Genomic DNA, 15672 nt, shown 5'->3' on the forward strand with positions numbered 1-15672 from the left:
GGCGGTGAAGGCCGGGGAGTGGTCCGAGGACGCCGACGGCACCGTCCGGGCGGCCGGAATCGCCCTGCTGCCCGAGGAGTACACCCAGCGCCTGGTCGCCGCCGAACCCGAGTCGACCGCGGCGCTGCCCGGTAACGCGGGTCTCGTGGTGCTGAATTCGGTGGTCACCGAGGAACTGGAGGCCGAGGGCTGGGCGCGGGACCTGATCCGCGACCTCCAGGAGACCAGGAAGTCCGCCGGGCTGGACGTCTCCGACCGCATCACCGTGGTGCTGGAGGTGCCCGCGGACCGGGCCGCGTGGGCCGAGACCCATCGCGACCTGATCGCGGGCGAAATCCTCGCCACCACGCTGACCTTCGGCGACGCGGGTCCGGAGGCCGCCGATCTGGTCGGCGGCGTGCGGGCGAGGATCACCAAGGCCTGAGCGCCGGATACCGAGCGAGCCGGGGCGGGACCGAAAGGTCCCGCCCCGGCTGCTGTTTCCGAGTGGCCACCGCGCCGCATGGTTTGCGGCCGCCGAACCGGTCCACTCGATGTCGTCGGTCGAACTCACTTCCCGATAGCGTCAACGGCACCCAGTGTAGTGATGTAGATCACACGCTGAGAATTTGCTGATTCCCGACAATTCGCCGAAATCCCAGGCACAATCTGCGATGTCGCTGCTGTTGCCCAGGTGATTTCTGGGGGCGGCAGTTCCTCTTTCTGGCATGTCTTACTTGGGAAATCGGCCGTGCCGGTAACGCGTCCGGCGCGGGTAGCCGCGGTTTCACATCGGTGACCGCTGCTGATGCCATGTGTTAGCCAGGCCGCCGATCGGTGGCCAGTCAACCGCGCCCATGGAAGGGGCGAGTACGTGCCGAGAAAATCGTTGTACCGCATCGCGCTCGGATTCCTGCTATCGATCGTCGCCATCCCCGTGCTCGCCGGACCCACCTGGGCCGACACCGGCAGCGCCTCCGGCAGCGGGCCGGGCAGCGCCTCCTCCGGTTCGGCCTCGGGCAGCGGTCCCGGCAGTGAATCCGGCAGCGCCAGCGGCTCGGCCGCCCTGCCGGTGCCCAGTGTGTTCGGCCTCGGCGCGCTGGCCGCGGCGACGACGCAGATCGGCAAGCCCTACGAATGGGGCGGGACCGGGCCCTCCAGCTGGGACTGCTCGGGTCTCGTGCAGTGGGCGTACCGCCAGGTCGGAGTGAGCATTCCGCGGACCACCTGGCAGCAGGCCAAGGCGGGCACGCCCGTTCCGCGGGCCGCCCTGTCGCCCGGCGACGTGGTCGTGCTGAACAGCGACGGCTCGCACGTCGGCCTGTACGCGGGTGGCGGACAAGTGCTCAACGCGTACGACTGGGGTGTTCCGGTCGGGTTCACCCCACTGACCGAATTCGACATCTACGCCATCCGTCGCTTCTGAGCGCGCACCGGCCGGGGAAGTGCCGGTGCGCGACGGCGTGACTCGATCACGATGGCAGCGGCCCCGATCCGTGCACCCGGTCGGGGCCGCGGTGGCGCCGAACGCACTTCTGCTCGAACGGGAACGGGGAGAAACTGCGAGCTCCCGATCGGCATCGAGAAGTGCGCTCGGCGCCGCCGATCATGAGCGGCATCAGCATAGCGATGCGCTATCAGACGAGGTGCGTGACCCCGGTTTCGGTCAGTCGCCGAGGTCCTCGGCGAGGGTGCGCAGCAGCGGACTGTACTGCGGATGCGCCAGAGCCGAGGCGAACTGCGCGACCAGGTAGTCGGCCGGGTTGCCGGTGTCGTACCACCGGCCGCGGATCACCTGGCCGAAAACCGGATTGGCGGCCGCGTGCACGTTGATCGCGTCGGTGAGGTACACCTCGCCGGTGCGGTGCTCGTACCACGCTTCGGTCTGCGTGCGCAGCTCCTCGATGATGCCGGGCGTGACGACGTAGCCGCCGATCGCGGCGAAGGACGAGGGCGCGTCCTTCGGCTTCGGCTTCTCCCGCAGTCCGGTGATGCGCAGCAGGCCGTTGCCGTGGTCGTCGGCCACCACCGGCACGCCGTAGCGCTGCGACTCGGACGGGTCCATCGGCATCAGCGCGAGGACGGGAGCTCCGGTGGCCTCGTAGGCGTCGATGAGTTGCTGGGCGCGCGGCACCTCGGCGACGAACACGTCGTCCGGCCACAGCACCAGCATCGGCTCGTCACCGAGATTGCGGGCGGCGTTGAGTACCGGGGTGCCGTTGCCGTAGGGCCCGTGCTGGTCGAGGTAGGTGATGTGGCCGAGCCGGGACAGCTCGCCCACTTCCTCGACCGCGTCGGCGAAGGCGGTCTTGCCGTCCGCGCGCAACTGGTCCACCAGCGCGGGGTTGGGACGGAAGTGGTCCTGGATCAATGATTTTCCGCCGCTGACCACGATGGTGATGTCGGTGATGCCCGAAGCGACCAGCTCGCGGACGGTGTGCTCGATCACCGGCTTGTCACCGACCGGCAGCATCTCCTTGGGGATGGCCTTGGTCAGCGGAAGCAACCGGGAGCCGATACCAGCGGCCGGGATGACGGCCTTGCGGATATTCATGAGTCCGATCATCACATATCGGACCGCCAGTCCCGCTTCGTCCCCGCGGTACGTCGGCGGGTGTTTCAGGACTGTCCAGTACACGGCCCGGCGCGGAAAAGGGCAGATCAAGGCCACCGAGGCGGACCGGAAGGCGCTTCGGGGACCGGACGCGGCGGGCGCCGACACCGGCAGGGAACCGACAGCTAGCGCACAGCCACCGGGCAGCGTCACGCCTGCCCCGGGCTGTCGGTGGACGGGCGTACATTGCAGCCGTGCGTACCGAGAAGCCGAGCGTCGAGAGCGCGCCCGCGTCGGCGACCGGGATCGGCCCGCACGGCGACATCCCGGTGAGCAGGCAGCATCCTCCCGCCCTCGCCGACGCCGACAGCGCCGCCCGGCGCTGGGTGCTGCACATCGATATGGACGCGTTCTTCGCTTCGGTCGAGCAGTTGACCCGGCCGACGTTGCGCGGCAGGCCGGTGCTGGTCGGAGGGACCGGCGGGCGCGGCGTGGTGGCCGGAGCCAGTTACGAAGCGCGGGTGTACGGCGCCCGGTCGGCGATGCCGATGCATCAGGCGCGCAGGCTGGTCGGCGTCGGAGCGGTGGTGGTGCCGCCGCGCGGGGCGGTCTACGGCGTGGTGAGCGGCCAGGTCTTCGACGCGCTGCGCGGCCGGATCCCGGTGCTGGAGACGCTGTCGTTCGACGAGGCGTTCGGCGAACCGGCCGAACTGGCCGGCGCGACGGTGGCGCAGGTGTACGCGTTCTGCGAAGAATTGCGCGCTGTGGTGCGGGAACGGACCGGTCTGACCGCTTCGGTGGGCGCGGGAACCGGAAAGCAACTGGCGAAGATCGCCTCCGGCTTGGCCAAACCCGATGGAATCCGGGTCGTCTCGCCGGTCGAGCAGCCCCGTCTGCTCGCGGGTCTCCCGGTGCGCAAGCTGTGGGGGATCGGGCCGGTCGCGGAGAGCAGGTTGCGCTCCCTCGGCATCGAGACCGTCGGCGCCTTCGCCGCCCTGCCGGAATCGGAGGCGATGTCGATCCTCGGCGGCAGCGTGGGCGCGGCGCTGCACCGGCTGGCTCGCGGCATCGATGACCGCCCGGTCGCCGAACGCACCGAGGCGAAACAGATCAGTGCCGAGACCACGTACGAGACCGACATCGTCAGCCTCGACCAGCTCCGCCCGGCCATCGAGGACATGGCCGCCGCGGCGCACCGCCGCCTGACCGGTGACGGCCGGGCGGCCCGCACGGTGGTGCTCAAACTGAGGAAATCCGATATGAGCATCGTCACCCGTTCCTTCACTCTGCCCTACGCCACCGAGGACCTGGCCACGCTCGCGGCCGCCGCGCAGCGGTCGGCGCTCGACCCGAGGGAACTCGGACCGATCCGGCTCGTCGGGGTCGGCTACGGCGGCCTGTCCACAGTCCGCCAGGAGTCGCTGTTCCCCGAACTCGATCGCGGCCCGGCCGCCGCGAGCACCGAACCGGAGCCGGAGCCGGAACCGGCGCGCGCCGACCTCGGCGAGGCCTCGCACACCGCCGCGCCCGCGCTTCCCGTCGCCTACTGGCATCCCGGCATGGACGTGACACATCCCGAGCACGGCCACGGCTGGGTGCAGGGCGCCGGGCACGGTGTCGTGACCGTCCGCTTCGAAACCCGTTCCACCGGTCCGGGTCCCGCGCGCACCTTCGCCGCCGACGACGCCGCGCTCACCCGGGCCGATCCGCTGGACAGTCTGCTCTGACGCAGCCGTGCCGACGGCTCGACATACCCCCGCCCGACGCGTACGTTCGCTGCCGACGACATTCGTCGGTTCCGTGTGGATCCGGGCGGCGCCGCCCGGTGCCGGTAGCCTGGGACCTCGTGCAGCGCCGCCGGTTCGGGTGGCGGCTGCCACGGTGGAACCGACACGCATCTCTCGAACGCAAAGGACGAGCAGTTGAAGCTTCGTAAGACTGGACGCATCGCGATCGCCGGACTGGCCATCGTCGCCGCGCTTGGCCTGACCGCCTGTGGTGGCGACGACAAGGACAGCAAGCCCGCCGCCAAGACGTCGACCAGCGCCAAGGCGTCGGCCACCGCGAGCGCGAACCTGCCGCCGGTCCCGACCCCCGCGGAGCTGAACACCGCCCTCGCCCGTGCGCTGGACCCGTCGGTGCCCCCCTCCGAGAAGCTGGACAACGTCCAGGGCGCCGAGGCCGATCCGACGCTGCCGGACCGCCTGTCCCAGGCCGCGGCGGGCGCCGACGTGAAGATCGAGGTCACCGACGTCACCTCGTTCGGCGACAGTGTGAACGCGAAGGCCAAGTTCATCCTCAACGGCCAGGAGAACATCGTCGACGTGCCGTTCGTCGCCGACAACGGCAAGTGGAAGATCCAGAAGGCGTGGGCCTGCACCATGCTGACCAACCTCGGCCAGCAGTCGGCGGCCTGCAGCTGATTTCGCACGACCGGTCGGGCCGGTCGCCGGGATTCGTCTCGGCGACCGGCCCGTCTTCGTCGCACGAAACGTCCCGTCGTGTCCGGCGGGTCGCGTTGCCGTGAGGTGCGCCGCGCTTGCGGGATCGCGCAGGTCGCCGTGGCAGACGCGTACAGGTCGCCGTACTCCGTCGCCGTAGCGAGCCTGGGCCAGGGGGCCGACGGGGTCGCGCTGCCTTCATAACCGACTGTCCGGGCGGCATGCCTAGCCGGAGAGGCTGTCGGGCGTGGGCGACAGCGGCTCGGCCTGCGATGCGCGCCGTGCGCGCCGGGTTCGTAGCAGCGCGTCGGTGGTGAAGATCGCCAGCGCGGCCCAGATCAGGGCGAAACCGGCCCACCGGGAGGCGGGCATCGGCTCGTGCGCGACGGCGACGCCCCAGGCCATCTGGAGCGCGGGCGTGAGGTACTGCAGCAGGCCCATGGTGGACAGCGCGACCCGCTGGGCCGCCACCGCGAACAGCAGCAGCGGAACGAGGGTGACCGGTCCGGTGGCCGCCATCAGCGCGGTGTGCGCGGGGCTGGAAGTGAATTCGCTGTGCCCGGTGACCGCGAGCCCGATCGCGAAGGCCAGCGCGAACGGCACGGCGACGATGCCCTCGGCGGCGATGCCGCGCAACGCGTCCAACGGGATCACTTTCTTCACCAGACCGTAGGTGGCGAAGGAGCACGCCAAGGCCAGGGCGATGACCGGCGGCCTGCCGTAGTCGAGCGTGAGCACGGCCACCGCGGTAGCGCCGAGCGTGAGCGCGGCCCACTGGGCCCTGGTCAGCCGCTCGCGGAAGATCACCACGCCGAACGCGACGGTGACCAAGGGGTTGATGAAGTAGCCGAGCGCGCACTCCACGACGTGACCCGAGATGACGCCGTAGACGTACACGCCCCAGTTGAGCGCGATCGCGGCGGAGGCGACGGCAGCCAGGCGCCAGACGCGGCCGCCGATGCCGCGCAACTCGCGTAGGCGCCCGCTCACGGCGAGCACCGCGAGCACGACGACCAGCGTCCAGACGATCCGCTGAGCCACCACCTCACCCGGGCTCGCGAACGCCAGCAAACCGAAGAACGCGGGGAACAGTCCCCACAGGAAGTACGCGCTCGTTCCGAACGTCACACCGGGGATGGACCTGCTTCGCCGCACGAAGACGAACGTAGTTGTCACGTAGCCTTGCGGTCATGTCGATTACCCTGCAGGCCTCTGTCGCCGCCGGACTCACCGCCGCAGAGGTCGAGCAACGTCGCCGTGACGGGCGGACCAACGATGTCCCGGATCGCGCGAGCCGCTCGGTCCGCGACATCGTGCGCGCGAACGTCTTCACCAGGATCAACGCCATCCTCGGCGTCCTTTTCCTCCTGGTGCTGGCGACGGGATCGATCATCGACGGCATGTTCGGCCTGCTGATCGTCGCCAACAGCGCGGTCGGCATCATCCAGGAGATCCGCGCCAAGCGCACCCTGGACCGGTTGGCCATCGTCAGCCAGGCCAAGCCGACCGTCCGCCGCGACGGCACGGCCGTCGAGGTCGCACCGCACGAGGTCGTGCTCGACGACCTGATCGAACTCGGTCCCGGCGACCAGATCGTGGTGGACGGCACGGTCGAGGAGTCCGCCCAGCTGGAGGTGGACGAGTCCTTGCTCACCGGCGAGGCCGATCCGATCGATAAGGCGATCGGCGCCACGGTGATGTCGGGCAGCTACGTGGTCTCCGGGTCCGGCGCCTACCGCGCCACCAAGGTCGGCCGGGACGCCTACGCGGCGCGGCTGGCCGAGGAGGCGAGCAAGTTCACCCTGGTGCACTCCGAACTGCGCAGCGGCATCGACAAGATCCTGAAGTTCATCACCTACCTGCTCATTCCCGCGGGCCTGCTGAGCATCTACAACCAGCTGGTCTCCAGCGAGGAGACCTGGCGGCCCGCGGTCACCGGCATGGTGGCGGCGCTGGTGCCGATGGTGCCCGAGGGACTGGTGCTGATGACGTCGATCGCGTTCGCGGTGGGCGTGGTGCGGCTCGGGCGGCGGCAGTGCCTGGTCCAGGAGTTGCCCGCGATCGAGGGGCTGGCCCGCGTCGACGTGGTGTGCGCGGACAAGACCGGCACGCTCACCGAGAACGGCATGCGGCTGTCGGACATCAAGACGTTGGCGAGCTTCGACGACGGCGAGGTCCGCACCGCGCTGGCCGCCCTCGCCGCCGACGATCCGCGGCCCAACTCGAGCGTGCAGGCGATCGCCGAGGAGCTGCCGGACGGTCCCGGCTGGCAACGCACCGCCGTCGCGCCGTTCTCCTCGGCCAAGAAATGGAGCGGCTGCTCCTATGGCGAGCGCGGCGACTGGCTGCTCGGCGCGCCGGACGTGCTGCTCGACCCGAGCTCCGCGGAGGCGCGCATCGCGGAGGAACTCGGCGCCTCCGGTCTGCGCGTCCTGCTGCTGGCCCGCGGCGACCGTCCGGTGGACGCGCCGGACGCGCCGGGCGTGGTACGGCCCGCCGCCCTGGTGGTGCTGGAGCAGAAGGTCCGGCCCGACGCCCGCGACACGCTCGACTACTTCGCGAGCCAGGACGTCTCGATCAAGGTCATCTCCGGCGACAACGCCGTGTCGGTCGGCGCGGTGGCCTCCTCGCTGGACCTGCCTGGCGGCGACCGTCCGATCGACGCGCGGGAGCTGCCGGAGGACCGCGACGGACTGGCCGACGTGCTGGATCGCAACACCACCTTCGGCCGCGTCCGTCCGGACCAGAAGCGCGCCATGGTGTCGGCCCTGCAATCGCGCGGCCACACCGTGGCGATGACCGGCGACGGAGTGAACGACGTTCTCGCGTTGAAGGATTCGGACATCGGCGTGGCCATGGGCGCGGGCAGCCCGGCGACCAGGGCGGTGGCGCAGATCGTCCTGCTGGACAACAAGTTCGCCACGCTGCCGTACGTGGTCGGCGAGGGGCGCCGGGTGATCGGCAACATCGAGCGGGTGTCGAACCTGTTCCTCACCAAGACCGTCTATTCCGTGCTGCTCGCCTTTCTGATCGGCGCTGCCGGGGTCGGCTCCCAGATCTTCGGTTACGACCCGATCGGCTACCCGTTCCTGCCGCGCCACGTCACGATCGCGGCGTGGTTCACCATCGGCATTCCGGCGTTCATCCTCTCGCTCGCGCCCAACAACGAGCGCGCCCGCACGGGGTTCGTCGGGCGGGTCATGCGGTTGGCCATCCCGTCGGGGGTGGTGATCGGGGTGGCCACCTTCGTCGCGTACCTGATCGCCTATGCCGGGCCGAACGCCGGTGAGGAGCAGAAGGTACAGGCGGGCACCACCGCCCTCATCACGCTGATCATGATCGCGGTGTGGGTGCTGGCCATCGTCGCCCGGCCGTACGTCTGGTGGAAGGTGGTGCTGATCGCGGTGTCGGTGGCGGCGTACGTCTTCTTGTTCACCGTTCCGTTCACCCGCGAGTTCTTCAAACTCGACCCCTCCAACCTCGCGCTCACCGGTGCGGCGGTGGTCTGCGGCCTGGTCGGCATCGTGCTCGTGGAGGCCGTCTGGTGGGTCAGCGCGGCGCTGCGCGGAGACGAGCGGCAACTGTTGCCGAGCTCCCCCGGCGGGGGCGCCTGACAGACTGGACGCCTGACTCGGCGCGCCACGAGAAGCCTTGTGCGAGGCGACCATTCAGGGTTGGAGTACCTTCTGGAGATTATGGAGGTACTGCTGCACCAGATCGACGCGTTCGCCGACGCACCGTTCTCGGGCAACCCGGCCGCGGTGATGCCGCTCCCGTCGTGGCTGCCGGATGCGTTGCTGCAACAGCTGGCCGAGGAGAACAACCTCGCCGAGACCGCGTTCTATACGTCGCAATTACCTCCCGAGGCGGGCGTGCCGCCGGGCGAGTGGCCCGCTTTTCACCTCCGGTGGTTCACACCGAGAGTGGAGGTGGCCCTCTGCGGGCACGCCACCCTGGCCAGCGCCGCGCAGATCCTGGTCGACATGCACCCCGGCGAGGACCGGGTGAGTTTCTACACCCGCAGCGGCTGGCTGCACGTCGACCGCACCGACGACGACGAGTTCGTCCTCGATCTGCCGGCCGTGCCGAGCATTCCGGTGCAGCCCGATCCGGCGCTCGTCGCGGCGCTCGGGGTGCGCCCGGTGCGCGCGTATTCCGGCACCGACGAGGTGCTCGTCGTGGCGACCGAACAGGAGGTGCGCGATGTCGCGCCGGTGCTGTCGGCGTTCCCCGCGCTGCCGCGCGGCACAATCGTCACCGCGCCCGGCGACTCGGTCGACTTCGTCTCCCGGTTCTTCGCCCCTGGCGTGGGCGTCCCGGAGGATCCGGTCACGGGCTCCGCGCACGCTCAGCTGGTTCCGCTGTGGAGCGAGCGACTCGGCCGCACCGAACTGCGGGCCAGGCAGCTCTCGCGCCGCGGCGGAAGCTTGCGGTGTGAACTGACCGGCGACCGGGTGCTCCTGTTCGGACGATGCCGCCGCTACCTCGATGGAGTCGTCACCCTGCCGGATTGACACCGACCGGCGACGCTCACGGCTCCGGGACAGGCCCGTCGTCGGGGCCCGGCAGGACGACGTCGCGATAGTCGGGCAGCAGCGGCACCACCGCGAAGCTGCCCGCCACGGCGTCGGCGGGGAGCGCCTGGACCGCGCGGATACCGTTCTGGACGGCCAGGTTCCGCAGTTGCGCCGGGGTACCTCGCACGACGAGCCCGACGACGCAGGCGCAGCCGCCCCGCAGTCGTGCGGCGGAGACCTCGACCACCCGCGCGGAGCGGTCGTCGGCGGGTCGCGGAAGCAGCCAGGCCGCGTACGGCGCCGAATCCACCGCCGCGGCAACCCCTTCCGGGACCGGCACGACGACCAGCGGCGTCTGCACGCGGGGAATCGGCACCTGGTAGAGCGCCTGGGCGATGCGCAATCCGCCGCTGTGCGCGGGAATCCGTTCGGGGACCAAGGGTTCGGTGAACGACACCAGCGCCCAACGCTGTTCGTCGTCCCGCGCGTTCAGCGAATCACCGGACCGGGCAAGGTAATCCGCGACCTGCTCGCCCCGGTCGGGTCCCAGCCGGTCGGTGGACACCGGGGCTCGGTACGGCGGATTCAGCGCCCCGAGCGCGAAGACCAACGCGACCAGGGCGACCGCCGCCGCGCCGAGAAGGACCCGGCGCCACGGCGGCACCCGGCGGTCAGGCATCGCGCAGGACGTCCAGCGCGTGTTTCAGGTCGTCCGGGTACTCGCTGGTGATCTCCAGGTAGCGGCCGTCCGCGGGATGCTGGAAACCCAGCGCCCGGGCGTGCAACCACTGGCGTTGCAGTCCGAGCCGCTCGGCCAGGCGCGGGTCCGCGCCGTAGGTGAGATCGCCGCAGCAGGGGTGGCGGATCGCGGAGAAATGCACCCGGATCTGATGGGTGCGCCCGGTCTCCAGGTGGATGTCCAGCAGGCTGGCCGATTGGAACGCCTCGACCGTGTCGTAGTGCGTGATGCTCGGGCGACCGTCGGCGGTGACCGCGAACTTCCAGTCGTTGCCGCGGGCCCGGCCGATCGGGGCGTCGATGGTGCCGCTGCTCGGGTCCGGATGCCCCTGCACCAGCGCGTGATACCGCTTGTCGACGGTGCGCTGCTTGAACGCGCGCTTGAGCACCGTGTACGCGTGCTCGGACTGCGCCACCACCATCACTCCGGAGGTGCCGACGTCGAGGCGGTGCACGATGCCCTGCCGTTCGTGGGCGCCCGAGGTGGAGATGCGGTATCCGGCCGCGGCGAGCCCGCCCACGACGGTCGGCCCGCTCCAGCCGACGCCGGTGTGCGCGGCCACGCCGACCGGTTTGTCGACCGCGACGATGTCGTCGTCGGCGTAGAGGATCTTCATGCCCTCCACCGGCTCGGCCTCGATGGTCAGTTCCCGCTTCGGCTCGGGGAAGACCACCTCGAGCCAGGCGCCCGCGGTGAGCCGGTCGGATTTGCCCGCGGCGAGGCCGTCGAGCTGCACCGAGCCTTCCTCGGCGAGCGCGGCCACCGCGGTGCGGGACAGGCCGAGCAGCCGGGCCAGGCCCGCGTCTACGCGCATACCGTCGAGCCCGTCGGGGACGGGCATGGTCCTGGTCTCCCTCATGCCGCGCTGCCCTCGCTCGCTGCGCCGGGTTTGCCGTGGCCCACCCGGGTGCCGTTCGGTTCGAAACCCAACACGGTCAGCACCACCAACAGGATCGCCCCGCACACGATGGCCGAGTCGGCGACGTTGAACACCGGCCACCAGCCCACCGCGACGAAATCCACCACGTGTCCCTGGAGCGGGCCGGGCGCACGGAACAGCCGGTCCATCAGGTTGCCGAGCGCGCCGCCGAGTACCAAGCCCAGTCCGATGGCCCACCCCACCGAGCGCAGTGTGCGGCCGATGCGCACCACACCGACGACGACGGCGGCGGCCACCAGGGTCAGCAACCAGGTCATGCCGGTGGCCATGGAGAACGCCGCGCCCGGATTGCGCACCAGGCTCAGGCGCGCGAAATCCCCGATGATCGGCACCGGATCGCCCGGTGTCAGGTTGGCGACCGCGATGGTCTTGGTGAGCAGATCCAGGCCGAGCACGACCGCGGCGAGGACGAGCAGCGTCCGCAAGCGCTGTGGTGGAGCCGACGACGTCGTCGGATCGGCGGTGTTCGCTGGGCTTTCCTCGGGCGGCGGGTCGTCACTCACGCCGACCATCATCTCTCGAGCGCGATCACTCCCGGTGCGCGCCGTCCGATTGCCGCGACCGGCGCGGCCGGTCGGGCTCGCGCGGCACGCCGACCGGCGCGCACCCGCCTGTCCCAGCCCACGCTCAGGAAGCGGTCGTACCCTGTTGCACGTGACGGTGTTGTCTTCCCCCCACCTTCCTCGGATCGCGCGCTCGGGTGTGCTGCTCATGGTGCTCGCGGTCGGGCTCTCGGCGTTCGGTGTCGGTTGCGGCGACGGCGCCGAATCGCTCGGCGAACCCGACGGAACCGAGCCGCTGGGAATCGGCAAGGAAGTGACGGTGCCGATCGCGGCCGCGGTGGCCACGGTCGAATCGGCCGGTGCCGAGCCGAGGTCGCTGCTGCGGCCGGAGTATCCGGCGGGCACCGTGCAGCGGGTCACGCTGTACACCGCGCACCACATCGAACAGCAGATCGACGAGCAGCCGAAGCGCGACTTCTCCACCCCGGCGCTGACCATTCCGATGACCGCGCAGACAACCGCGGAGGGCATCGATCTGACTCTCGGCACGGTCACCTCGCCGGACCCGACGCTGGCCAAGGCGCTGACCAAGATCGGCGGCTCGCACGCGGGCTTCGATCTCAGCGAGCTGGGCACGATCACCGCACTGCGGCTCGAGCCGGCTCCGGACGCGTCCAACACCGCTCGCGCTGCGCTCGAGCAAGCGTTCTATCAGGCCGTCTATCGCTCGATCGCCTTTCCGGACGAGCCCGTCGGCGAGGGCGCGGTGTGGACGGTGCGCCAGGAGGTCACCGGCGGCGTGCTGCTCGACCAGGTGACCACCGCGACGCTGAGCAGGCGCGAGGGGGACCGGCTCACCATCGAACTGCACGTCACCCAGAAGCCCAAGTCGCCGGTGTGGAACCTCCCGAACAACGCGGGCACCCTGGACATCCGGGACTACGTGATGCAGGGCGCGGGCACCATCACGGTGGACCTCGGATTGCCGCTGCCCGTGGCCGGGTCCATCACCGTCGGCGGTCATCAGGCCTACCGCGACCCGAACAGCGGCAGCACGCTGCGGCAGACGATCGATACGCAGGTGTCGTGGACCGAATGATCCGTGCTCGCGGCCTGGTGGCGGCGCTCGCGCCCCTCGTGGTCGTCGCCGGATGCGGCTCGCAGGACCGCGCGGCGGCCGGACCGCCCGAGCTTCCGACGCTGGGGCCCGTGGTGGCCGCGGCCCCGGTGACCACGGGCCCCGAGACCGATTCCGCACGGCTGCGCGATCGCTTGCTCGGCGACGCCGACCTACCCGCGGGTTTTACCGCGCTCCCGCCGGCCGCCGACGAAGGGGGCGCTATCGGCGCCTCGCCGACGAATCCGGCGGAATGCGGGAAGGTGCTCGCCCCGCTCGGTACGCAACGCACCGGCGCGCTCGCGCAGGCATCCACGCAATTCGCGGGACCGAATTTCTCCAGCATCGATATCGACGCGGCCAGTTATTCGCCGGATACCGCCGGGGTCGCATTTTCGGCCGTGCAGGAAATTCTGCGTCGTTGCGCGCACTATTCCAGCGCCGTCGACTCCGACATCCCGGTGGACTACCGCATCGGCGGGCTCGACCAGCCGCCCGCGGGCGATGCGGGCACCGCCTTCCAGGTGCGCACCACCAGCGATGACCTGACGCTCGGGTCGTCGGTGGCGATCGTCCAGGTGGGAAGCACGTTGGTGCAGGTCGCGGTGACCGCCCCGGAGTCGGTGGACCCCGGTGTGCTCGGCGCGCTCACCGCCGCTCAGGTGCGTCGGCTGCGAGGTGTGGCGGGTCCGTGATTTCCGACGATCCGGCCACGTGCGCCGGTCGCGGGAATAGGCTCGACATGGTCCGACACAAGCCTCGACCGGAGGTTCCCCATGTCTGATGTCAAACCCGTCCCCGACGGATATCCGGTGGTCTCACCCGGGCTGGCGATCGACGGCGCGGCGGCGGCGATCGATTTCTACAAGAACGTCTTCGGCGCCACCGAGCGCATGCGAATGCCCGGGCCGGGCGGCAAGATCGCGCATTGCGAGCTGATGTTCGGCAATTCCGTCGTCATGATCGGCGATCCCGCGCCCGATATGGATTTCCTCGATCCGAAGACGGTGGGCGGCACCCCCGTCAACCTGTACGTGTACGTCGAGAATGCCGACGCCGCCTTCGCCGCCGCGCTGGCCGCGGGCGCCAGGGAACTCACGCCCATGACCGAGCAGTTCTACGGTGACCGCAGCGGCGCCTTCGAGGACCCGTGGGGCCACCGCTGGACGGTGGCCACCCACGTGGAGGACGTGCCGCCCGACGAGATGGACCGGCGGATGGCCGAGTTGTTCGACGGCGCCTGAACCCGGCCGTTCGATTCACCCGGCGAAAACCGAATCACCGTTGACCCGAATGCTTCTCGGGGAAAGGGGTTCGGTGGCCGGGCCCTTGGCCACCGAGCCGTCCAGCGCGAACTTGCTGCCGTGGCAGGCACAGTTGATGGTGCCGCCGGACACCGAGGCGAGCTTGCATCCCGCGTGTGTGCACACCGAGGAGAGCCCGACGAAGCTGCCCGGGCTGGGCTGGGTGACCACGGTGTCACCGACGATCACGCCGCCACCGACGGGGATGTCCGCAGTTGCGGCGAGCGCGTTCGCGGGCCGGCCCGCGTCGGACGGCCGGTCTCCCGGAGCGGCGGGAGCGGGATTCGGCGCGGGTGCGGCCGAATCCTTGTCGTAGGTGGTGCAGGCGGTGAGCGCCGCCGCGGCGGCGACGCCCGCTCCGGCGATGACCACACCGCGGCGGGTATGGAGTTGTTCGTCGAACGTCATGTCGGGTCGCTTCATCGGATCTCCTCGCAGGCGCGGCCGGCATTGCGTCGGTGCCGCTTTCGCCTCGTCAACGGAGTAGGGCAGCCCCGCGGTTCAATCCGGTGCGCTCATACGTCGCTACCAGGTGTGCCGTGGGACGGCGACGGCGCGGACCGAGGAGTTTGCGGCGGACCCGGACCCCCTCATCTGCTTTGTGGCCGGGTCCGCCGCTCTGGTGTGGTTACCCGCGGGCGATCGATTCGAACACCTTCGGGTCCACCAGGGTGGAGGTGTCGCCGAGTTCGCGTCCTTCGGCGACGTCGCGCAGGAGGCGGCGCATGATTTTGCCGCTGCGGGTTTTGGGGAGTTCGGGGACGATGTGGATTTCTCGGGGTCGGGCGATGGGGCTGATTTCGCGGGCGACTTCGGTTTTGAGGTCGTCGATCAGTGTGGTTCCGGTGTTGTGGGCTTGGGCGGTGAGGATGACGAAGGCGACGATGCCTTGGCCGGTGGTGGGGTCGGTGGCGCCGACGACGGCGGCTTCGGCGACGGTGTGGTGGCCGACGAGGGCGGATTCGACTTCGGCGGTGGAGATTCGGTGGCCGGAGACGTTCATGACGTCGTCGACGCGGCCGAGGACCCACAGGTCGCCGTCGGTGTCGAGTTTGGCGCCGTCGCCTGCGAAGTACCAGCCTTGTTCGGCGAAGCGCTCCCAGTAGGTGGTTTTGTAGCGTTGCATGTCGCCCCAGATGCCGCGCAGCATGGACGGCCAGGGTTGGTCGAGGACGAGGTAGCCGTTGGCTTCGGTTTCCCCGCGTTGCACCGGTTTGCCTTCCTCGTCGACGACCTGGGCGGAGATGCCGGGCAGTGGGGTCATGGCTGCGCCGGGTTTGGCGGCGGTGACGCCGGGTAGCGGGGAGATCATGATGGCGCCGGTCTCGGTCTGCCACCAGGTGTCCACGATGGGCGTGCGATTGCCGCCGATGACCTCGCGGTACCAGCGCCAGGCTTCGGGGTTGATGGGCTCGCCCACCGAGCCGAGCAGCCGGATGCTGGACAGGTCGTGGGCGGCGGGGATTTCTCTGCCCCATTTCATGAAGGTGCGTACCAGGGTGGGGGCGGTGTAGTAGATGGTGACGCCGTATTTTTCGATGATCTGCCAGTGGCGGTGTTCGTCGGGAAAGTTGGGGG

General features: G+C 70.1%; 16 protein-coding genes. 9 read left to right on the forward strand and 7 right to left on the reverse strand.

Going from position 1 to position 15672, the window contains the following annotated elements; translation table 11 throughout:
- Together ON19_RS09970 and ON19_RS09975 are read left to right on the forward strand one after the other, a co-directional pair.
- On the forward strand, positions 1-424 hold a 424-nt coding region (locus ON19_RS09970), incomplete at its 5' end, for a DUF5915 domain-containing protein (protein WP_043689382.1).
- 429 nt (positions 425-853) lie between these two features.
- The gene (locus ON19_RS09975; protein WP_051168696.1) at positions 854-1405 is read left to right on the forward strand and encodes an NlpC/P60 family protein; all 552 of its coding nucleotides are present in this window, start codon (positions 854-856) and stop codon (positions 1403-1405) included.
- Positions 1406-1645: 240 nt separating this feature from the next.
- Here ON19_RS09975 and ON19_RS09980 read toward each other — a convergent pair whose 3' ends face one another.
- Complete coding sequence (locus ON19_RS09980) at positions 1646-2533, reverse strand: UTP--glucose-1-phosphate uridylyltransferase (RefSeq protein WP_043689414.1); 888 nt, start codon at positions 2531-2533, stop codon at positions 1646-1648.
- Between the two features lie 401 nt (positions 2534-2934).
- Here ON19_RS09980 and ON19_RS09985 point away from each other — a divergent pair, with 401 nt between their 5' ends.
- Together ON19_RS09985 and ON19_RS09990 are read left to right on the forward strand one after the other, a co-directional pair.
- Positions 2935-4260: a DNA polymerase IV gene (locus ON19_RS09985; protein ID WP_372478722.1), complete on the forward strand. Its 1326-nt coding sequence runs from the start codon at positions 2935-2937 to the stop codon at positions 4258-4260.
- Between the two features lie 195 nt (positions 4261-4455).
- The gene (locus ON19_RS09990) at positions 4456-4956 is read left to right on the forward strand and encodes a WKL family lipoprotein (protein ID WP_043689392.1); all 501 of its coding nucleotides are present in this window, start codon (positions 4456-4458) and stop codon (positions 4954-4956) included.
- 243 nt (positions 4957-5199) lie between these two features.
- Here the strand turns inward: ON19_RS09990 and rarD are convergent, their stop codons facing one another.
- Positions 5200-6129, reverse strand: a complete 930-nt coding sequence (gene rarD / locus ON19_RS09995) for an EamA family transporter RarD (RefSeq protein WP_043689419.1) — start codon at positions 6127-6129, stop codon at positions 5200-5202.
- A gap of 35 nt (positions 6130-6164) precedes the next feature.
- Here rarD and ON19_RS10000 point away from each other — a divergent pair, with 35 nt between their 5' ends.
- Positions 6165-8588 carry a cation-translocating P-type ATPase gene (locus ON19_RS10000; RefSeq protein WP_043689394.1) on the forward strand — a complete coding sequence of 808 codons (2424 nt, stop codon included), beginning with the start codon at positions 6165-6167 and terminating at the stop codon, positions 8586-8588.
- A gap of 81 nt (positions 8589-8669) precedes the next feature.
- Complete coding sequence (locus ON19_RS10005; RefSeq protein ID WP_043689396.1) at positions 8670-9488, forward strand: PhzF family phenazine biosynthesis protein; 819 nt, start codon at positions 8670-8672, stop codon at positions 9486-9488.
- Between the two features lie 16 nt (positions 9489-9504).
- On the opposite strand, the gene ON19_RS10010 is transcribed toward ON19_RS10005, so the two are convergent.
- The 3 genes from ON19_RS10010 to lspA are packed head-to-tail and all read right to left on the reverse strand — an operon-like array spanning position 9505 to position 11685.
- Positions 9505-10170, reverse strand: a complete 666-nt coding sequence (locus ON19_RS10010) for a hypothetical protein (protein WP_051168697.1) — start codon at positions 10168-10170, stop codon at positions 9505-9507.
- Complete coding sequence (locus ON19_RS10015) at positions 10163-11089, reverse strand: RluA family pseudouridine synthase (protein ID WP_043689398.1); 927 nt, start codon at positions 11087-11089, stop codon at positions 10163-10165. The genes ON19_RS10010 and ON19_RS10015 overlap by 8 nt, the downstream gene beginning before the upstream one ends.
- Positions 11086-11685 carry a signal peptidase II gene (gene lspA, locus ON19_RS10020; protein ID WP_051168698.1) on the reverse strand — a complete coding sequence of 200 codons (600 nt, stop codon included), beginning with the start codon at positions 11683-11685 and terminating at the stop codon, positions 11086-11088. The genes ON19_RS10015 and lspA overlap by 4 nt, the downstream gene beginning before the upstream one ends.
- A gap of 196 nt (positions 11686-11881) precedes the next feature.
- Between lspA and ON19_RS10025 the strand changes: the two genes are divergently transcribed.
- From ON19_RS10025 to ON19_RS10035, 3 genes are all read left to right on the forward strand, one after another.
- The gene (locus ON19_RS10025) at positions 11882-12772 is read left to right on the forward strand and encodes a hypothetical protein (protein WP_169334170.1); all 891 of its coding nucleotides are present in this window, start codon (positions 11882-11884) and stop codon (positions 12770-12772) included.
- The gene (locus tag ON19_RS10030; RefSeq protein ID WP_043689405.1) at positions 12769-13485 is read left to right on the forward strand and encodes a sensor domain-containing protein; all 717 of its coding nucleotides are present in this window, start codon (positions 12769-12771) and stop codon (positions 13483-13485) included. Before ON19_RS10025 ends, ON19_RS10030 begins: the two co-directional genes overlap by 4 nt.
- An 81-nt stretch (positions 13486-13566) precedes the next feature.
- Positions 13567-14034, forward strand: coding sequence for a VOC family protein (locus ON19_RS10035; protein ID WP_043689409.1), 468 nt, complete (start codon positions 13567-13569; stop codon positions 14032-14034).
- A gap of 15 nt (positions 14035-14049) precedes the next feature.
- Here ON19_RS10035 and ON19_RS10040 read toward each other — a convergent pair whose 3' ends face one another.
- Positions 14050-14517, reverse strand: a complete 468-nt coding sequence (locus ON19_RS10040; RefSeq protein ID WP_227954919.1) for a QcrA and Rieske domain-containing protein — start codon at positions 14515-14517, stop codon at positions 14050-14052.
- 205 nt (positions 14518-14722) lie between these two features.
- On the reverse strand, positions 14723-15672 hold a 950-nt coding region (locus tag ON19_RS10045; protein WP_043689411.1), incomplete at its 5' end, for an AMP-binding protein.

This window comes from Nocardia abscessus NBRC 100374 (assembly GCF_000308455.1).
Lineage (GTDB): Bacteria > Actinomycetota > Actinomycetes > Mycobacteriales > Mycobacteriaceae > Nocardia > Nocardia abscessus.